This is a genomic window from Streptomyces venezuelae (genome assembly GCF_008642275.1).
In the GTDB taxonomy this organism is placed as follows: domain Bacteria; phylum Actinomycetota; class Actinomycetes; order Streptomycetales; family Streptomycetaceae; genus Streptomyces; species Streptomyces venezuelae_E.
Genome location: NZ_CP029189.1, coordinates 5,373,775 through 5,389,865, shown reverse-complemented (window position 1 = coordinate 5,389,865; position 16,091 = coordinate 5,373,775). Strand labels below are relative to the sequence as shown.

The window sequence follows — 16,091 nt, the reverse complement described above, 5'->3', positions numbered from 1 at the left end:
CGCACCAGCCCCGACGGCTCTCCGCCCTTCGGGCGGAGAGCCGTCCACAACATCCGCCGCGCATGATCGTCGAGAAACCCACATGCGCGATGGGCCCTCCGACTCAGAAACTGACGCCCATGAAGACGCTGTCGCATCGAACACTCAACCGCATGATCCAGATCGCGAAGGAATGGCCCACGTCGGACATCCGTGATCTGCTGATGGAGGCGAATCTGGTGACTCCGTCGCTCACCGACTCGCGGTTGAACAGGCAGGAACTCCTCAGAGGAGCACTGCTGGATGCACGCGAAGTCGCATCGCTGGACGACATGTCGGTATGCGAGCAGATCAAGGGAGCTCATGAAGCTCTGCTCGACTTTGCCCGCTGCATCGCGGAGTTCAATCCCTACGGGCAGGACCCGGATCGGATCGCTGACCTCCGAGAGTCTCTCCGGAGTGACGGCTACGAGCTCGTCGTTGAAGTCGTGCCTGCTTCCAGCGGCTCCTACCGATACAAGGCCCGCCTCCTGCCGTTCGACCCCGATGAGGCTCCCCTGCCCCCGGAGATGACCGCTCTCGAACATGAGCTCTCGGCCCGCGGCTACACCGAGGCGCTGGGCCACTACCGGCTGGCGTTGAAGCACTTCTCGGAGCAAGACCATGCCTCGTCGAACGGCCAGCTCCGGACGGCACTGGAAGGCCTGATCGTCAACCTGGCCGTGGACCACGCCGGCTACTCCAGCTCGGGGCGGGCCAACCAAGGCGGTGTCGCGATCAAGAGCCTTTATGACCCCAACGGACAGCCGCCCGCCGTCCTCGGCCAGCCCCTGCCGGGCAAAGATGGCGGCACCTTGATCCAGGGCCTCTGGGACATCTCCCACCTGAACGGATCGCATCCAGGACTGTCCGACGCGCAGGAAGCCAGGATCCGCATGCAGCTGGTGACAGCCGCAGCGCAGTTCCTCCTCAAGCACTTCCCGGCCCTGTCTTAGGGCCCTCGGCCGAATCGAAGGGTGGTGTCGTCCGCGACAGCTGTCGCGGACGACACCACCCTTCTCACGTGCTCGAAGGCCACCACACGAACGGTTCCACCCGAGAGAAATGCAGTGCGCGCCGTACGGGGTGCAGGCCCGGGCCCCGACCACGGAGACCGAACGCAGCGCCCAGGTACGGAGGTTAGGCCGGCCGCGCAGCCACAGTCCGACGGGCCTCTCGTCGCCGAGGTCGTCGAGCTGGGTCGGCCACTGCGCCGATCCCGGGTGGACGAACCGGCCCCCCGCCTCGGCGGCATCCGCGAGGTCCCGCTCCGGATCGGCCAGCGCAGCCCGTCTGCGGTACCCGGCGAGGCGCTCGGGCCCCACCCCGGACGGCGTGTCCGGCTCCGCCCCGGGCTGGGTCAGCAGCCGCATCAGCCGCACCGCGCCGAACTCCCGCAGCCATCGCCCGCCGTGCGCGTCACCCGGTTCGAGCACCCGGGTGAGCGCCGCCCGCGCCAGCAGCTCCGCGTCCCCGGCGCCGGTCATGTCCCGGCCCCCACAAGCGCCATCGCCCCGCGGGCGATCCCGGTCCGCAGCTCCAGCGCCACGGCCACGTCCAGCGCCTCGGGCCGGTCCCGCCCGCGCAGGTCGGCCACGGTCCAGGCGACCCGCAGCACCCGGTCCAGACCGCGCGCGGTGAGCAGCCCCCGTTCCAGATCGCGCTCGGCGGGGGCCAGCGCGCCGGGTGCGGCCTGCCACCGGGTCCGCAGTTCCTGCCCGGGCACTTCGGAGTTGAGCCGCCACGGCGTGTCGGCGAACCGGGCCGCGGCACGGTCCCGGGCCTGACGCACCCGGTCGGCGACCACGGCGGTGGACTCCCCGCGGCCGCCCTGGCCCAGGAGGTCGCCGCGGGTCACGGGCTCCACCTCCACCCTCAGGTCCACCCGGTCGAGCAACGGCCCGGACAGCCGTGCCTGGTAACGCCGGATCACCGAAGGCGGGCATTCGCAGCCGGCCCCGTGCAGGGTGTGGCGCCCGCACGGGCAGGGGTTGGCGGCGAGGACCATCAGGAACCTGGCGGGCAGCCTTACCACTCCGGCGGCGCGGGCGATGACCACGTGCCCCGATTCCAGGGGCTGGCGCAGGGCGTCCAGTGCCCGGCTGTGGAACTCCGCGGCCTCGTCGAGGAAGAGCACGCCTCGGTGGGCCAGGGAGACCGCCCCGGGCCTGGGGATCCCGGTCCCGCCGCCCACCAGGGACTGCATGGTCGCCGAATGGTGCGGCGCGCAGTAGGGCGCTCTGGCGACCAGCGGCTCGCCGGGCGGGAGGATTCCCGCGACCGAGTGGACGGCCGTGACCTCCACGGAATCCTGTCGGGTGAGCGGGGGCAGGAGCCAGGGCAGCCGCTCGGCCAGCATGGTCTTGCCCGCTCCGGGCGGCCCGCTGAGGAAGAGGTGGTGTCCGCCGGCGGCCGCCACCTCCAGGGCGCGGCGGGCCGTGTGCTGCCCGGCGACGTCCGCGAGGTCGGGGACGTCCGCGCCGTCCTCCCGGCCGGGCCGGCCCCGGGCGAGGCCCGTGCCCAGTCCGGCCCCGGGGACCAGCAGTCCGGCCAGCATCGGGTCCGGCCTGCCGGGCGGGTCGCAGGGTTCCTCCCCGGGGACCTCCCCGCCGGTCAGGACCGCGATGAGCTGGCGCAGGCTCCGTACGCCGAGGACCGAGACGTCCGGCACGAGCGCGGCTTCCGCCGCGCACTGCTGCGGCACCACCACCTGCCGGTAGCCCGCCTCGGCCGCGGCGAGGACCGCCGGCAGGATCCCGCGGACCGGACGCACCCGGCCGTCCAGCCCCAGTTCCCCGATCAGGACCAGGTCGGCGATCGCGCCCGGATCCACCACCTCGGCCGCGCCGAGCACGGCCGCCGCGACGGCCAGGTCGAAGCCGGCGCCGGACTTCGGTACGGAGGCCGGGCTCAGCCCGACCGTGAGCTTCTTCTGCGGCCAGGCCGCCCCCGAGTTGACCACGGCCGCCCGCACCCGGTCCCGGCTCTCGACCAGGGTCTTGTCAGGCAGCCCCACCAGGGTGAAGGCGGCCACGCCGGGCTCCAGGTCGGCCTGTACCTCGACCACCACGCCGTCGACGCCGACCAGGGCCACCGAGCAGGCCCGCGCGAACCCCATCAGGCCACCCCCCTGACGTGTTCCACCAGGGGCGCGCCGCGCCGCGGGAGCAGGACCCCGACGAGGTCGATGCGCACCCCGCCCGGGGGTGGTCCGCCGTGGTCGGCGAGCCAGCGCCCGGCGAGGGCGCGTAAGCGTTCTGCCTTGGCGGGCCGTACGGCGGCCATGGGATGCTCGAACTCGCCGGCCCGACGGGTCTTGACCTCGCACATGACGAGGGCGTCCCCGTCCTGGGCGACGATGTCGATCTCGCCGCCGCGGCACCGCCAGTTCCGTGCGATCACGGTCATCCCGGCCTCGGTCAGCCGCCGGGCCGCGAGCTCCTCGCCGTACCGCCCCAATGCCTGCTGTGCCACGCTCTTCGCGTTCATCCGGCACCACCTCCGGCACCGACGGTCCCGCACCTCCGCCCACCTTGTGGATCTTGGTGGACAGTCCGGTCTTTGTGGACAACCGCATCACCCTTGCGGGTGAGGCGGCCCGGACGGTGCCGGCCCTCAGCTGCCGGGCAGTTCGAGATCGCTCTTGTTGAGCTCCTCGATGTTCACGTCCTTGAAGGTGAGCACCCGCACCTGCTTCACGAAGCGGGCCGGCCTGTACATGTCCCAGACCCAGGCGTCGGCCATGGAAACCTCGAAGAACACCTCCCCCTGGACCGAATGCACCTGCATCTCGTAGTCGTTCGTGAGGTAGAAACGGCGTTCCGTCTCGATCACGTACTTGAACAGCCCGACGACGTCGCGGTACTCCCGATAGAGCTTCAGCTCCATCTCGGTCTCGTACTTTTCGAGGTCCTCGGCACTCATGGCATGTTCCCCTTCAGCCGTGCGTCCCCCTATTGTGCGCCAGGCCCCTGCGCCCCTAGACGATTTCCGGGGCCAGGACCACCGGCTCACCCGGAGGACCGTCGTCGAGCAGCGTACGGAGCAGCTCGGCGAGTCTGGTCGGGTACACCGTCTCATGGGCCGCGAGAAGTTCCTCGGAGGTCCACCACCTGGCTCCGGTGACGCTGCGCCGCTCCAGCTCGGTGAGGCCGCCCATCTCGGTCTCGGTCTGGGTGGTACGGGCGAGGAAATACCACTCGTCCTGCTCCCAGCGCCGCCCGTCGAAGGGGAAGGAGCAGTAGCGGTGCCACAGGACCGGACCCAGCTCCACCTCGGTGATCCCGGTCTCCTCCGCCAGCTCGCGCAGTGCGGCCTGCTCCCGGCTCTCCGTCCCCTCCAGCCCCCCGCCCGGGGTGAACCACCAGTCGTCGGACGGGTCGGCCGGTTCGAAGCCGTGCAGCAGCAGGATCCGGTCCGCGGGGTCCAGAAGGATCACCCGCGACACCTTCCGGCGGCCGTGCCCGGCGGCCGGGTCAGCGGGCACCGGCCCGCTCCCGCCGCCGCCCGCGCGTGAGGAGCCGTGCGACCGGCCCGTACGCGGACCCCAGCACCACCAGGGCGGCCCCGGCCAGCACCGCCACCACCTGGAGGCGCAGCGGCCCGGGCCGCGAGATCCCGCCGGGCAGGGCGGCGTACGTGGCCGGCCGCTCCAGCATCGACACGGAAGGCCAGGCCAGGGCGTCGACGCGGGCGCTGACCGCGGACCGCGGCACGCTCCCCTGCCCGGTCTCCTGCAGGTGGGCCCGGGAGTCCAGCGAGCCGGACCGCTGGTCGCCCAGCAGGAAGAGGTTGCCTTCCGGAACCGCCACCTCGAAGGGGGTTCCCGCGGGCGCGGTCTGTCCCGGCGGCATGGCCAGGTCCGTGGCCGGCCCGGTGGTGTCGGCGTAGGGCTCGTCCAGCGCGGTGCCGTTGACCGTCACCTCGCCGGCCGGGCCGCAGCACTTCACCACGTCGCCGCCGATGCCGACGACCCGCTTGACCATCGGGGAATCGCTCCACTGGGAATCGGTGAAGATGACCACGTCCCCGCGGCGCACGTCGGCGCCGTCGATGCGCTGCGCCAGCACCCGGTCCCCGGGCCTCACGGTGGGCGTCATCGAGTCCGTGGGGACCGTGTAGGGCCGGTAGACCACCGCCCCCCACACGAAGCCGCCGAGGAAGAGCGCAAAGCCGATGGCCACGGCGATTCCCGACAGCACGTTGCCGAGACCGCCGCGGCCATCCTTGCCACTGCGTATTGCCTGTGTTCCGCCCACTGCAGCGCCCCCACCGTTCGGGATCGTCGACCTGGGCGGCACCCTACCCGTCGGTACGGCCGCGGGTCAGCTTCTGCCTGCGCCACATGACCAGCGGGACGGCTCCCACGAGCCCCAGCGCGGTCGGGCCGAGCCCGACCGGGGCCAGTCCGGCGGCCCCGAGACCGAGCGCGGTCGCCGCGGCCTGGTTGCCGATGCCCGGCTGGTCGAAGGTGTCCGGCACGGGGAGGGTGGACCAGCGGGTGAGCGGCCACGCGACGACCACGGCCCGGCCGACGACCTTGTCCACAGGGACGAAGCCCTTGGTGGAGTCCTGCTGGTGGTAGCGGGAGTCCTCGGAGTTCTGCCGGTGGTCGCCCATGACCCAGATCTTGCCCTTGGGCACGGTGATCGGGCCGAACGGGGCGTCGTCGCACGGGGTGTTGCCGGGGTAGATGTACGGCTCGTCCAGCTCCTTGCCGTTGACGACGACCGGTCCCCCCTTCTTGCACTCGACCGTGTCCCCGCCGATCGCGATGACCCGCTTGATCAGGTCCTTCTCGGAGGCGTCCGGCATCAGGCCGATCTTGCTGAGCACCTGCTGGAAGACGTTCGGCTCGGGAGTGGGCTGCCCCGACAGCCAGTCCGCGGGGTCGTGGAAGACGACGACCTCGCCGCGCTCCGGCTCGGAGCCGAACCACGGGGTCAGCTTGTCCACCAGCACCCGGTCGCCCATCTGCAGGGTGTTCTGCATCGAGGCGGACGGGATCGAGAACGCCTGGAGCAGGAACGTCTTGATCAGCAGGGCAAGCAGCAGGGCGATACCGATGAGGAGCGGCAGCTCCTTCCAGAAGGACCGGTGCGCATGCTCCGAGGCCTCGCCGTCCGCCTCGGTGTCGCGCTCGACGGCGTCGTCCGGCCGCTCCTCGCCTTCGTCGCGTCCGGACCGTGCGCCTACCGCCACGTCCCCCACATCCACTCCTCACTCGCGATTGCCGCCCGCGCCGAATCCGGCACGGGCCCTCCCCTCCCTTAACGAGCGGGAGTTCCCTAAGGCGCGGGAGACCGAGGACACACTATGCGAACGGCGCGCCCCGACGGCGCCGCCGCCGGCCGCGTCCCTCGCGCCGTGCCTGATCGGGGACCATCCGGAAGGTGGCCGGCTGCTCCAGCCGGGTCCAGTGCCCGCGGGGCCAGGCGATCATGACGGCCTCCCCGACCACCCCGCTCTCGGGGATCGTGCCCTGGAAGCCCTCGTCGAGGTGGAAGCGGGAATCGGACGAGTTCGCCCGGTGATCACCCATCACGAAGAGCCGGCCCTCCGGAACCTGTACCTCGAACGGGATGTCCGAAGGCGTGTTGCCCGGGTTCACGTACGGCTCATCGAGGGGCGATCCGTTGACGGTGACCCGGCCGCGGCCGTCGCAGCACTTGACGGTGTCCCCGCCGATGCCGATGACCCGCTTGATCAGATCCTGTTCGTTGGGCAGCAGGCCGATGAAGGTCAGGGCCTGCTTGATCTGCTTGACCCCGATCGGGTCCTCGGGCGGACGGGCCGCCTCGCCCTTGAGCCAGCCGCCGGGGTCCTTGAACACGACGATGTCGCCGCGCTCGATCTCGGAGCCGAACCACGGCGTCAGCTTGTCCACGAGGACCCGGTCGCCGATCCGGATCGTCTGCTCCATCGAGCCCGACGGGATGAAGAAGGCCTGCACCAGGAAGGTCTTGAGGAGCAGGGCGATGCACAGCGCCACGACCACCAGCAGCGGCACCTCGCCGGCCCGGCGCGTGCGGCGGCGCCGGCGCACCTTGCGGGCCGTCCGGCGCCGTTCGGCCCGGCCGCCCTCCACCCGGCCGAGAGCCACGACCGGGGGCGGCACGGGCTCCGGCTCGGGCTCGGGCTCGAAATCCCAGTCCCGTCCGCCCTTGGGCCGACCGCGGCTACCCATGGCCGCCGCCCACGGACGTCCAGCGCGAAAGCGGCCAGCCGATCCAGTCGGCCCGCCCGATCACCTTGTCCACCGGCACCATCCCCCCGCCCGGCTCCCCCAGGTGGTCCCGGGAGTCCCGGGACTGGGAGCGATGATCACCCATGACCCAGAGGGTCCCCAGTGGTACGACGATCCGGAAGGGCACCGCCGAGGGCGCGTCTGCGGGGTGGAGGTACGGCTCCTCCAGCGGCACGCCGTTGACGGCGACCCGCCCGCCGGCGTCGCAGCACACCACGTCGTCACCACCGACCCCCACGACCCGCTTCACGAAGTCGGTGTCGGACGGCTCGGCCAGCCCGAGCGCCGAAGCCGCTCCGTGCAGCAGGGAGCCGACCGGATTGTCTTCGGGGCGTTCCCCCACGAAGGAGCCCGTGCCGTCGAAGACCACCACGTCCCCGCGCCGCGGCTGGTCGCCGAAACGGTACGCCAGCTTGTTGACCAGCACCCGGTCCCCGACCTCCAGCGTCGGCTCCATGGAACGGCTCGGGATCAGGAAGGGCTGGACCACGAAGTTGCTGAACAGCAGCAGGAAGACGGTGCAGATCACCCCGAGCACCCCGGCACGGCGCCAGGTGAGGGGTCGCCCTCCGGCCGTCCGCCGCCCGGTCCGGGAGAACGCAAAACGCGGCCGCTCCTCCCCCGCGGAGGGGGAGGAGGGGCCGCGCTGCGTGTGAGGTGCTTCGGTGTCCATCAAGGGCGAGCCTATCCGGCCGCCTCCGGACAACGGGAGTTACCTCAGCGGTCGCGCTTCTCCTTGATCTTCGCGGCCTTGCCGCGGAGCTCACGGAGGTAGTACAGCTTGGCGCGGCGGACGTCACCGCGGGTGACGAGCTCGATCTTCTCGAAGATCGGGGAGTGGACCGGGAAGGTACGCTCCACACCGACGCTGAAGGACACCTTGCGCACGGTGAAGGTCTCGGAGACACCGGCACCCTGGCGGCGGATGACTACGCCCTTGAACTGCTGGATACGGGAGCGGTTGCCCTCGATCACGCGGACGTGCACGTTGATCGTGTCACCCGGGCGGAAGGCCGGGACGTCCGAGCGGAGCGTGGCGGCGTTGACGCCGTCGAGCAGGTGAGACATGTTCTTCGTCTGCTTTCTTCGCATGACGCCACAGGTCGCCAGTGCGGGTTTCCGTAGAGAATTCGGGAGCTGTGCGACCCGGCGGACGACGGTCCCCCTGTGGCAGGGGCGCCCGTGAGCACACAGCAGCCGCCTATTCTTCCACGGCCTGCGCCCTGCGCCAAAATCGGCCGTCGGCGGACGGCTGCCAGCCCAGGACGGAGAGGATCTCCCGGTCCTTCTTGTCGAAGCCGGCGGCTTCACACCGCTCGATCAGGTCGGGGCGGTTCTGCGCGGTACGGCGGAAGGCCTCGTCCCGGCGCCACCGGGCGATCTTCCCGTGGTGCCCGCTGAGCAGCACCTCGGGGATGTCCCGGCCGCGCCACACCGGGGGCTTGGTGTAGACGGGCCCCTCCAGCAGGTTCGCCATCTCGCCCGGCGCGAAGGAGTCGTCGCGGTGGGACTCGGCGTTGCCGAGCACCCCGGGCAGCAGCCGGGCCACGGCCTCGGTGACCACCAGTACGGCCGCCTCGCCGCCCGCCAGGACGTAGTCGCCGATGGAGACCTCGTACACCGGCATCCGCGTGGCGTACTCGTCCATGACCCGGCGGTCGATGCCCTCGTACCGGGCCGGCGTGAAGATCAGCCAGGGCCGCTCGGAGAGTTCGACGGCCAGCTCCTGGGTGAAGGGGCGGCCGCTGGGGGTGGGGACGACCATGACGGGACCGTGGGCGCCGGCCTCGTAGCCGTCGGCCAGCGCCGAGTCCAGGGCCTCGCCCCACGGCTCGGTCTTCATGACCATGCCGGGACCGCCGCCGTACGGGGTGTCGTCCACGGTGTTGTGCCGGTCGTACGTCCACTCCCGCAGGTCGTGCACGTGTACGTCGAGCTGCCCGCGGGCGCGCGCCTTGCCGACCAGGGAGACGTCCAGCGGCTCCAGGTACTCGGGGAAGATCGTGACGACGTCGAGCCGCATCAGGCGTCGTCCCCGGACTGCGCGGCGTCCTCGTCCCGCGTCGAGACGACGACGGCGTCGCGCTCGTCGATCAGCCCGGGCGGCGGGGTGATGACGCAGCGCTGCTCCTCCAGGTCGATCTCGGCGACGATCTCCTCCACGAAGGGGATCATCACCTCGGAGCCGTCCGGCCGCTCGACGATGAAGAGGTCCTGCGAGGGCAGGTGGGAGATCTCGGTGATCCGGCCGATCTCGGTGCCGTCCTCCAGCACCACGTCCAGGTCCATCAGCTGGTGGTCGTAGTACTCGTCCTCCTCCTCCGGCAGCTCGGAGGGATCCACCTCGGCGATCAGGAGGATGTTGCGCAGAGACTCGGCTCCGGTGCGGTCCTTGACGCCCGCGAAGCGCAGCAGCAGCCGCCCGCTGTGCACGCGGCCCGCCTCGATCGTCAGCGGTCCCGCCGTCGCGGGCTCCGTCTTGAGCACGGCACCGGGGCTCAGTCGCAGCTCCGGCTCGTCGGTGCGCACCTCGACGGTGACCTCACCCTTGATGCCGTGGGCGCGGCCGATCCGCGCGACTACCAACTCCACTGTGCTCTTCCCTTACTGCGGCGTGGTTGCTCACATCATTGGTCGCTCCTGCCCGAGGGCAGAAACGACACGGGCCGGGGCGGGCAACCATCGCCCTCCCCGGCCCGTGCCGGTGAATCAACTGCTCAGCGGACCTGGTCCACGTCGACGAGGTCGACGCGGATCCCCCGGCCGCCGATGGCGCCCACGACGGTACGCAGAGCACGTGCGGTGCGGCCGTTGCGGCCGATCACCTTGCCGAGGTCGTCGGGGTGAACCCGGACCTCGAGCACCTGCCCGCGGCGCAGGTTGCGCGAGGCGACCTGCACTTCGTCGGGGTTGTCCACAATGCCCTTTACGAGGTGCTCAAGAGCCTCCTCGAGCATGCTCAGGCCTCGGTCGACTCGGCGGCGGCCTCGGCCTCGTCCGCCTTCTTGTCGGCCTTCTTCGCCTTCTGCGTGATGGCCTCGCCCTTGCCCTCGCCGATGCCCTCAAGGGCCTTGGCGAACTCGTCGAAGGAGCGACGCTTGCTCTCCTTCGTCGCCGGCTGCAGGAGCGGCGCGGGGGCGGGGAGACCCTTGTGGGCCTGCCAGTCACCGGTCAGCTTCAGGATGGCGAGCACAGCCTCGGTGGGCTGGGCGCCGACGGACAGCCAGTACTGCGCACGCTCGGCGTTGACCTCGATGCGCGACGGGTTGTAGGTCGGGTGGTAGATACCGATCTCTTCGATCGCGCGACCGTCCCGGCGGGTGCGGGCGTCGGCGACGACGATGCGGTAGTGCGGCTGGCGAATCTTGCCGAGGCGCTTGAGCTTGATCTTGACTGCCACTGGAGTGGTGTCTCCTGAACTTGACGTGGTTGGGCACATGAGATGCCACGTGGGGTTGCGGTACTCGGGTGCCCGATGGACGCGTCAGCCGGAGGAGAGAGGGGTCCTATGCGACTGTCGAGTACAGCTAGCCATTGTGCCATACGCCTGCGGCGCGCTCAGCCGGGCGGGCAGGTCCGGCGCCAGCCGACCGCACGGGGGCGGTACGGGCCGGCCGTGCGCGCCGGAGGCAGGCGCCCCGGTGGGGGCGATGGCCCGGCGCCCGGTCCGCCGTGGGGGTGGCCCCGGCGGCGACGGGAAGGCGGTCAGGAGGCCGCCGCGATGGCCACGTCGGGGATGCGGAAGGGCTTCATGCAGCCACCGCACACGATCGGCGCCTGAGCCAGCACGGAAGGGACCACCCGGACGTTGCGCCCGCAGTCGCAGACGGCCTTCACGCGCACGCCGCCGCCGGAGGAACCGTGCCGGGCGGCCGGTCCGCGGAAGCTGCGCTTGGTGTCGGCCGCGGTGGCGGCCGTGTGCGCCTTCAGCGCACGCTGCAGCCGCTCGATGGTGGGACGGTAGCGGCGCTTCGCCTCCGGATTGAGCGTGACCAGGGAGAAGCCGCTGCTCGCGTGCGGCTCCTCGGAGTGGTCCAGCCCCATCTCCTCGGCGATCGCGAGGAATCTGCGGTTGTGGTAGCGGCCGGCACGCGAGGTGTCGCGGACACCGCGGGCGGCGGCGATGCCGTGGACTGCCTCGTGCAGCAGTCGCTCGAAGGAGAGCTCGGCGCCGCAGGCGGACGAGGACTCACCGATCAGGGACTCGGGCGCGGCAAGGTCAGGCAGCTCGGGGTGGTACCGCTGAATATCGGCCCACGCCTGCGCCAGCTCTGCGGCGAGAACAGGTGGTGTCGTGCTCACGTCGTGACAACGAGCCGAGGTGCCCGGGTGTTCCGATTCCGGGCCATTCCAAATTTTTTGCACGTACCAGTCAGTTCAGTCTCATGCGTCCCGACGAGGACGGGTGCGCCGATCTCAGGAGGAGTCGGTACGTAACGTCGACCAACTCGCCCCGGCCGGCCGAGACGAACCGGCCCCGGCGCGCGGCACGAGCCGCACGCCGGGGCACAGGGGCCGGTCGGCCCGGTCAGTACGAGCGCGCGACGATCGCGAGCGTACCGGGGGCGTCGTCCGCCTCCGGGACCGACCCGTCCTCGGCGATCAGGCAGCGCACGGACACGGCCTGCTCGGCCAGCTTGGCCTCGCCCTCCGGACCGAGGTCCGCCCACGGGATCCGCGCCCAGCCACCGGCGACGGCGGCCTCGGCGGCCTCCCCGATGGTCGCGACGTCGGAGGTACGGGCCAGCCGGCGCTCGCGGGACTCGCGCAGCAGCTGCGCCTGGTCCTCGTCCAGCACCTTGGGCAGCAGGTCGGCGAGGGCGTCGATCTGCACGGGGGTCTTCCCGCCCGGGATCCGGCGGGCCAGCATCGCGGTGCCGGCCTCCAGGTCGCGGGGACCGATCTCGATGCGGACCGGTACGCCCTTGAGCTCCCAGTCCACGGCGCGGCGGCCGAAGGGGGTGTCCACGCGGTCGTCGACCTGCACGCGGATGCCGGCCGCCTTCAGCTGCGCGCCGAGCTCGCGGACCTTCGCGACGGCCTCGTCGCCCTTGATCGCCATGACGACGACCTGGACGTGTGCGAGACGCGGCGGCACCCGCAGGCCGTTGTCGTCGCCGTGGGACATGATCAGGCCGCCGACCATGCGGGTCGAAACGCCCCACGAGGTCTGCCAGACGAGCTCCTGCTTGCCTTCCTTCGACAGGTACTGGGTGTTGAAGGCCTTGGCGAAGTTGGTGCCGAGCTCGTGGCTCGTGCCCAGCTGCAGGGCCTTGCCGTCGCCCATCATGCCTTCGAGGGTGAGGGTGTTGATGGCGCCGGCGAAGCGCTCCTTGGCGGTCTTGCGGCCGAGCACGACGTCGATGCCGAGCACGTTCGTCATGAAGTCGCCGTAGACGTCCGTGTGGATGCGGGCCGCGTAGTCGCGGGCGTCCTCGTAGGTGGCGTGGGCGGTGTGGCCCTCCTGCCAGAGGAACTCGCTCGTACGGAGGAACACGCGCGGGCGCATCTCCCAGCGGACCACGTTGGCCCACTGGTTGATCAGCAGGGGCAGGTCGCGGTAGCTCTGGACCCACTTGGAGAAGTAGTCGTTGATGATCGTCTCGGACGTGGGCCGGACGACGACGGGCTCCTCCAGCTCCTTGCCGCCGCCGTGCGTGACGACCGCGAGCTCGGGGGCGAAGCCCTCGACGTGCTCCGCTTCCTTCGTCAGGTACGACTGCGGGATGAACAGCGGGAAGTAGGCGTTCTGGGCGCCCGCGTCCTTGATCCGCGCGTCCATCTCCTGCTGCATCCGCTCCCACAGGCCGTAGCCGTACGGTCGGATGACCATGGTGCCTCGGACCGGACCGTTGTCGGCCAGCTCGGCCTTGTTGATCAGATCCTGGTACCAGCGGGGGAAATCCTCCGCCTGCGGGGTGAGAACGGGTGCCTTTGCCATGCCGCGAATCGTACGGCGCCCGGCACACGATGCGTGAATCGGGTGCCGCGCTCCTCTGGACGCGCGGGCGAATGGGGAGTTCTCTGGCAACGGGGGCAAGGGGGCGACACGGAATCAGGAGCGCTCTTTCGATGACACCGACGCCGACGGCGACGCTCGTCGCCCGGGACTGGGCGGAGATCCAGGAACGGATGCTTGTACCGCTGTACGAGGCGGTCTACGACCGGCTGGAGGTCGGGCCGGGCGACCGGCTGCTCGGCCTGGACTGCGGAGCCGGGCTGCCACTGCTGCTGGCGGCCGGGCGGGGAGCCGTGGCCACGGGTGTGGAGGCGGACCCGGCCCGGCGGGCGCTGGCCCGTGAGCGGCTGCTGGAGGTCCTGGCGGCCCCGCCGGAGCCGGCGGGGCGGTCCCGCCCGTACGACGCTCTGCTGGCCTTCTCCCCGGCCCCGGCGGCGCTGGCCGCGGCCCTGCCCGCGGTCCGCCGCGGCGGGGCGGTGGTGCTGGCCGGCTGGGGCCCCGCGGAGCGCTGCACGGTGCCCTCGGTGCTCGGCGGCGGGCCCGCGCCGCGGGACCTCGACGCGCTCGTGGAGCGGGCCGGGCTCCGGCCCGACGGTTCCGGGCGGGTGTTCTGCCCGTTCGGGTACGCGGACGTGGACAGCGCGGTCCGCGGGCTGTTGTCGACCGGGCTCTACCCCGGCGCGGGCGGCTCCACGGGAGCGGCGTGCGCCGCGCCCTTCGAACCGGCCGATTCGGTGCTGGCGGAGAAGGAGCTGGCCGAGGCGCTTCACCCGTTCGAGCGATCCGACGGCGCCGTGTGGCTGCCGAACATCTTCCGGTACGTGATCGCCCGGGTGGACTGACGCGGCCGCTCCCCAGCCGGCGCCGTGCCCCTTCGTCAGCCGCGTGATGCCCGCGGCGGCGTGGGCGGCCGGCTCGTCCGGGGTCTGCTCGGCGAGGAGGGCCCGGGCCAGGGGGTCCGGCCGCGGCCGGTGGTCGCGCAGCAGACGGCAGGCCTCCGGGTAGCACCCGTCCACGATGCGCCGCATCTCGTGGTCGACGGCGTCGAGGGCGGTGGGGGCGGCGGACAGTCCGCAGGGGCTCTGCGCGTCGGATGGATCGGGCCGTCGCCCCGGAGAAGACGGGAGGGCCCCGGCCGTGCGAACACGGCCGGGGCCCTCCTCACCCACCTGCGCGGGTGTTACTTCATGAACTTCTTGAACTCGTCCGGGAGGTCGAAGTCCTCGCCGCCCTGGCCACCCGCCGGAAGGCCGAAGGGGTTGCCGGCGGCCGCGGGCTCGATCGCCTGCGGGCCCTGCTCCCGGCGGGCCGCGGCTGCGGCCTCCTCTTCCTTGCGCTTCATCGGGTTGCCGCTCTTGCGCTTGCCCTTGGCCTGCTTGACCTGCTTCTTCTGCCGGCCGGGGCCGCCACCCATCCCGGGCATGCCGGGCATCCCCGGCATGCCGCCGCCCTGGGCCATGCGGGACATCATCTTGCGGGCGTCGAAGAACCGCTCGACCAGCGACTTGACCGCGCTGACCTCGGTGCCGGAGCCCTTGGCGATACGGGCACGGCGCGAGCCGTTGATGATCGTCGGGTCCTGGCGCTCGGCCGGGGTCATCGACTTGATGATCGCCGCGGTGCGGTCGACGTCGCGCTCGTCGATGTTGTTGATCTGGTCCTTGATCTGCCCCATGCCGGGCAGCATGCCGAGCAGCTTGGAGATGGAGCCCATCTTGCGGACCTGCTCCATCTGGGCCAGGAAGTCGTCGAGCGTGAACTCCTTGGGGCCCTTGGCGAGCTTGGCCGCCATCTTCTCGGCCTCGGCCTGCGAGAAGGTCTTCTCGGCCTGCTCGATGAGGGTGAGCATGTCACCCATGTCGAGGATCCGGCCCGCCATGCGGTCCGGGTGGAAGGCGTCGAACTCGTCGAGCTTCTCGCCGTTCGAGGCGAACATGATCTGCTTGCCGGTGACGTGCGCGATGGAGAGCGCGGCACCGCCCCGGGCGTCGCCGTCGAGCTTGGAGAGCACGACGCCGTCGAAGCCGACGCCGTCGCGGAAGGCCTCGGCGGTGTTGACCGCGTCCTGGCCGATCATGGCGTCGACGACGAAGAGGATCTCGTCGGGGCTGACGGCGTCGCGGATGTCCGCGGCCTGCTGCATCAGCTCGGCGTCGATGCCGAGGCGGCCGGCGGTGTCGACGATGACGATGTCGTACTGCTTGGTCCGCGCGTACTCGACGGAGTCCTTCGCGACCTGGACCGGGTCGCCGACGCCGTTGCCGGGCTGGGGCGCGTACACGGCCACGCCGGCGCGCTCGGCGACGACGCTCAGCTGGTTGACGGCGTTGGGGCGCTGGAGGTCACAGGCGACGAGCAGCGGCGCGTGGCCCTGCCCCTTCAGCCAGAGGCCGAGCTTTCCGGCGAGGGTGGTCTTACCGGCACCCTGGAGACCGGCCAGCATGATCACGGTGGGGGCGGTCTTGGCGAAGCGCAGCCGCCGGGTCTCGCCGCCGAGGATGGTGACGAGCTCGTCGTTGACGATCTTGAGCACCTGCTGGGAGGGATTCAGCGCCTTGCTGACCTCCTCGCCCCGGGCCCGTTCCTTGACGTTCGCGATGAACGAGCGGACGACGGGCAGGGCGACGTCGGCCTCGAGGAGCGCGATACGGATTTCCCGGGCCGCTGCGTCGATGTCCTGCTCGCTGAGGCGCCCCTTGCCACGGAGGCCCTTGAAAGTATTCGCCAGGCGGTCGGAAAGAGTATCGAACACGGCGCTCGTTGGTCCTTGGGGTCGGGGGCGGTCGGTCGCCCTCCAGAGTATCCGGCCCCGCAAACGAATGAACCTCGCCTGCCGGGTCCGGCAAGCGAGGTCACATCCCCGCAGCG

18 protein-coding genes and 1 pseudogene are annotated in these 16,091 nt (G+C 71.3%); 2 read left to right on the top strand and 17 right to left on the bottom strand.

Features of this window, described 5'->3' with window-relative positions; translation table 11 throughout:
* Positions 1-119 precede the first annotated feature (119 nt).
* Positions 120-974 carry a hypothetical protein gene (locus tag DEJ51_RS24210; RefSeq protein WP_150259738.1) on the top strand — a complete coding sequence of 285 codons (855 nt, stop codon included), beginning with the start codon at positions 120-122 and terminating at the stop codon, positions 972-974.
* A 114-nt stretch (positions 975-1,088) separates the two neighbouring features.
* Here DEJ51_RS24210 and DEJ51_RS24205 read toward each other — a convergent pair.
* The 16 genes and pseudogenes from DEJ51_RS24205 to proS all read right to left on the bottom strand — a co-directional run.
* Positions 1,089-1,505: pseudogene (locus tag DEJ51_RS24205) on the bottom strand (DNA-protecting protein DprA); the annotation flags it as partial.
* On the bottom strand, positions 1,502-3,136 hold the full coding sequence (locus DEJ51_RS24200; protein WP_150259737.1) for a YifB family Mg chelatase-like AAA ATPase: 1,635 nt from the start codon (positions 3,134-3,136) through the stop codon (positions 1,502-1,504). The gene DEJ51_RS24200 and the pseudogene DEJ51_RS24205, both read right to left, overlap by 4 nt.
* Positions 3,136-3,507: a YraN family protein gene (locus DEJ51_RS24195; RefSeq protein WP_150259736.1), complete on the bottom strand. Its 372-nt coding sequence runs from the start codon at positions 3,505-3,507 to the stop codon at positions 3,136-3,138. Before DEJ51_RS24195 ends, DEJ51_RS24200 begins: the two co-directional genes overlap by 1 nt.
* Before the next feature lie 126 nt (positions 3,508-3,633).
* Positions 3,634-3,942 (bottom strand): DUF2469 domain-containing protein, encoded by a 309-nt coding sequence (locus DEJ51_RS24190; RefSeq protein WP_005311352.1) that lies wholly within the window; start codon positions 3,940-3,942, stop codon positions 3,634-3,636.
* 55 nt (positions 3,943-3,997) lie between these two features.
* Entirely contained in the window at positions 3,998-4,504 is a 507-nt protein-coding gene (locus DEJ51_RS24185; RefSeq protein WP_150259735.1) for an NUDIX hydrolase, read from the bottom strand.
* Positions 4,494-5,276, bottom strand: a complete 783-nt coding sequence (gene lepB / locus DEJ51_RS24180) for a signal peptidase I (RefSeq protein WP_150259734.1) — start codon at positions 5,274-5,276, stop codon at positions 4,494-4,496. The genes DEJ51_RS24185 and lepB (DEJ51_RS24180) overlap by 11 nt, the downstream gene beginning before the upstream one ends.
* 43 nt (positions 5,277-5,319) lie before the next feature.
* The gene (lepB, locus tag DEJ51_RS24175; protein WP_150259732.1) at positions 5,320-6,219 is read right to left on the bottom strand and encodes a signal peptidase I; all 900 of its coding nucleotides are present in this window, start codon (positions 6,217-6,219) and stop codon (positions 5,320-5,322) included.
* 112 nt (positions 6,220-6,331) lie between these two features.
* Positions 6,332-7,204 carry a signal peptidase I gene (gene lepB / locus DEJ51_RS24170; protein WP_150259730.1) on the bottom strand — a complete coding sequence of 291 codons (873 nt, stop codon included), beginning with the start codon at positions 7,202-7,204 and terminating at the stop codon, positions 6,332-6,334.
* A complete protein-coding gene (gene lepB / locus DEJ51_RS24165; protein ID WP_150259728.1) occupies positions 7,197-7,937 on the bottom strand; it encodes a signal peptidase I in 741 nt (246 codons plus the stop codon). The genes lepB (DEJ51_RS24170) and lepB (DEJ51_RS24165) overlap by 8 nt, the downstream gene beginning before the upstream one ends.
* 44 nt (positions 7,938-7,981) lie before the next feature.
* Positions 7,982-8,332, bottom strand: coding sequence for a 50S ribosomal protein L19 (gene rplS, locus DEJ51_RS24160; protein ID WP_030011886.1), 351 nt, complete (start codon positions 8,330-8,332; stop codon positions 7,982-7,984).
* Between the two features lie 133 nt (positions 8,333-8,465).
* Positions 8,466-9,287 (bottom strand): tRNA (guanosine(37)-N1)-methyltransferase TrmD, encoded by an 822-nt coding sequence (trmD, locus tag DEJ51_RS24155; RefSeq protein WP_150259726.1) that lies wholly within the window; start codon positions 9,285-9,287, stop codon positions 8,466-8,468.
* On the bottom strand, positions 9,287-9,856 hold the full coding sequence (rimM, locus tag DEJ51_RS24150) for a ribosome maturation factor RimM (protein WP_150259724.1): 570 nt from the start codon (positions 9,854-9,856) through the stop codon (positions 9,287-9,289). Before rimM ends, trmD begins: the two co-directional genes overlap by 1 nt.
* Positions 9,857-9,981: 125 nt before the next feature.
* Positions 9,982-10,221 (bottom strand): RNA-binding protein, encoded by a 240-nt coding sequence (locus DEJ51_RS24145; RefSeq protein WP_030011889.1) that lies wholly within the window; start codon positions 10,219-10,221, stop codon positions 9,982-9,984.
* A gap of 2 nt (positions 10,222-10,223) precedes the next feature.
* Positions 10,224-10,664: a 30S ribosomal protein S16 gene (rpsP, locus tag DEJ51_RS24140; protein ID WP_030011890.1), complete on the bottom strand. Its 441-nt coding sequence runs from the start codon at positions 10,662-10,664 to the stop codon at positions 10,224-10,226.
* Positions 10,665-10,969: 305 nt separating this feature from the next.
* On the bottom strand, positions 10,970-11,566 hold the full coding sequence (locus DEJ51_RS24135; protein ID WP_030012572.1) for a hypothetical protein: 597 nt from the start codon (positions 11,564-11,566) through the stop codon (positions 10,970-10,972).
* Between the two features lie 226 nt (positions 11,567-11,792).
* Positions 11,793-13,205: a proline--tRNA ligase gene (gene proS / locus DEJ51_RS24130; protein WP_150259722.1), complete on the bottom strand. Its 1,413-nt coding sequence runs from the start codon at positions 13,203-13,205 to the stop codon at positions 11,793-11,795.
* A 131-nt stretch (positions 13,206-13,336) separates the two neighbouring features.
* On the opposite strand from proS, the gene DEJ51_RS24125 reads away from it, so the two are divergent.
* Complete coding sequence (locus DEJ51_RS24125) at positions 13,337-14,065, top strand: methyltransferase type 11 (protein WP_150259720.1); 729 nt, start codon at positions 13,337-13,339, stop codon at positions 14,063-14,065.
* 338 nt (positions 14,066-14,403) lie between these two features.
* On the opposite strand, the gene ffh is transcribed toward DEJ51_RS24125, so the two are convergent.
* Positions 14,404-15,975 (bottom strand): signal recognition particle protein, encoded by a 1,572-nt coding sequence (gene ffh, locus DEJ51_RS24115; protein ID WP_190620595.1) that lies wholly within the window; start codon positions 15,973-15,975, stop codon positions 14,404-14,406.
* Positions 15,976-16,091: the final 116 nt, after the last annotated feature.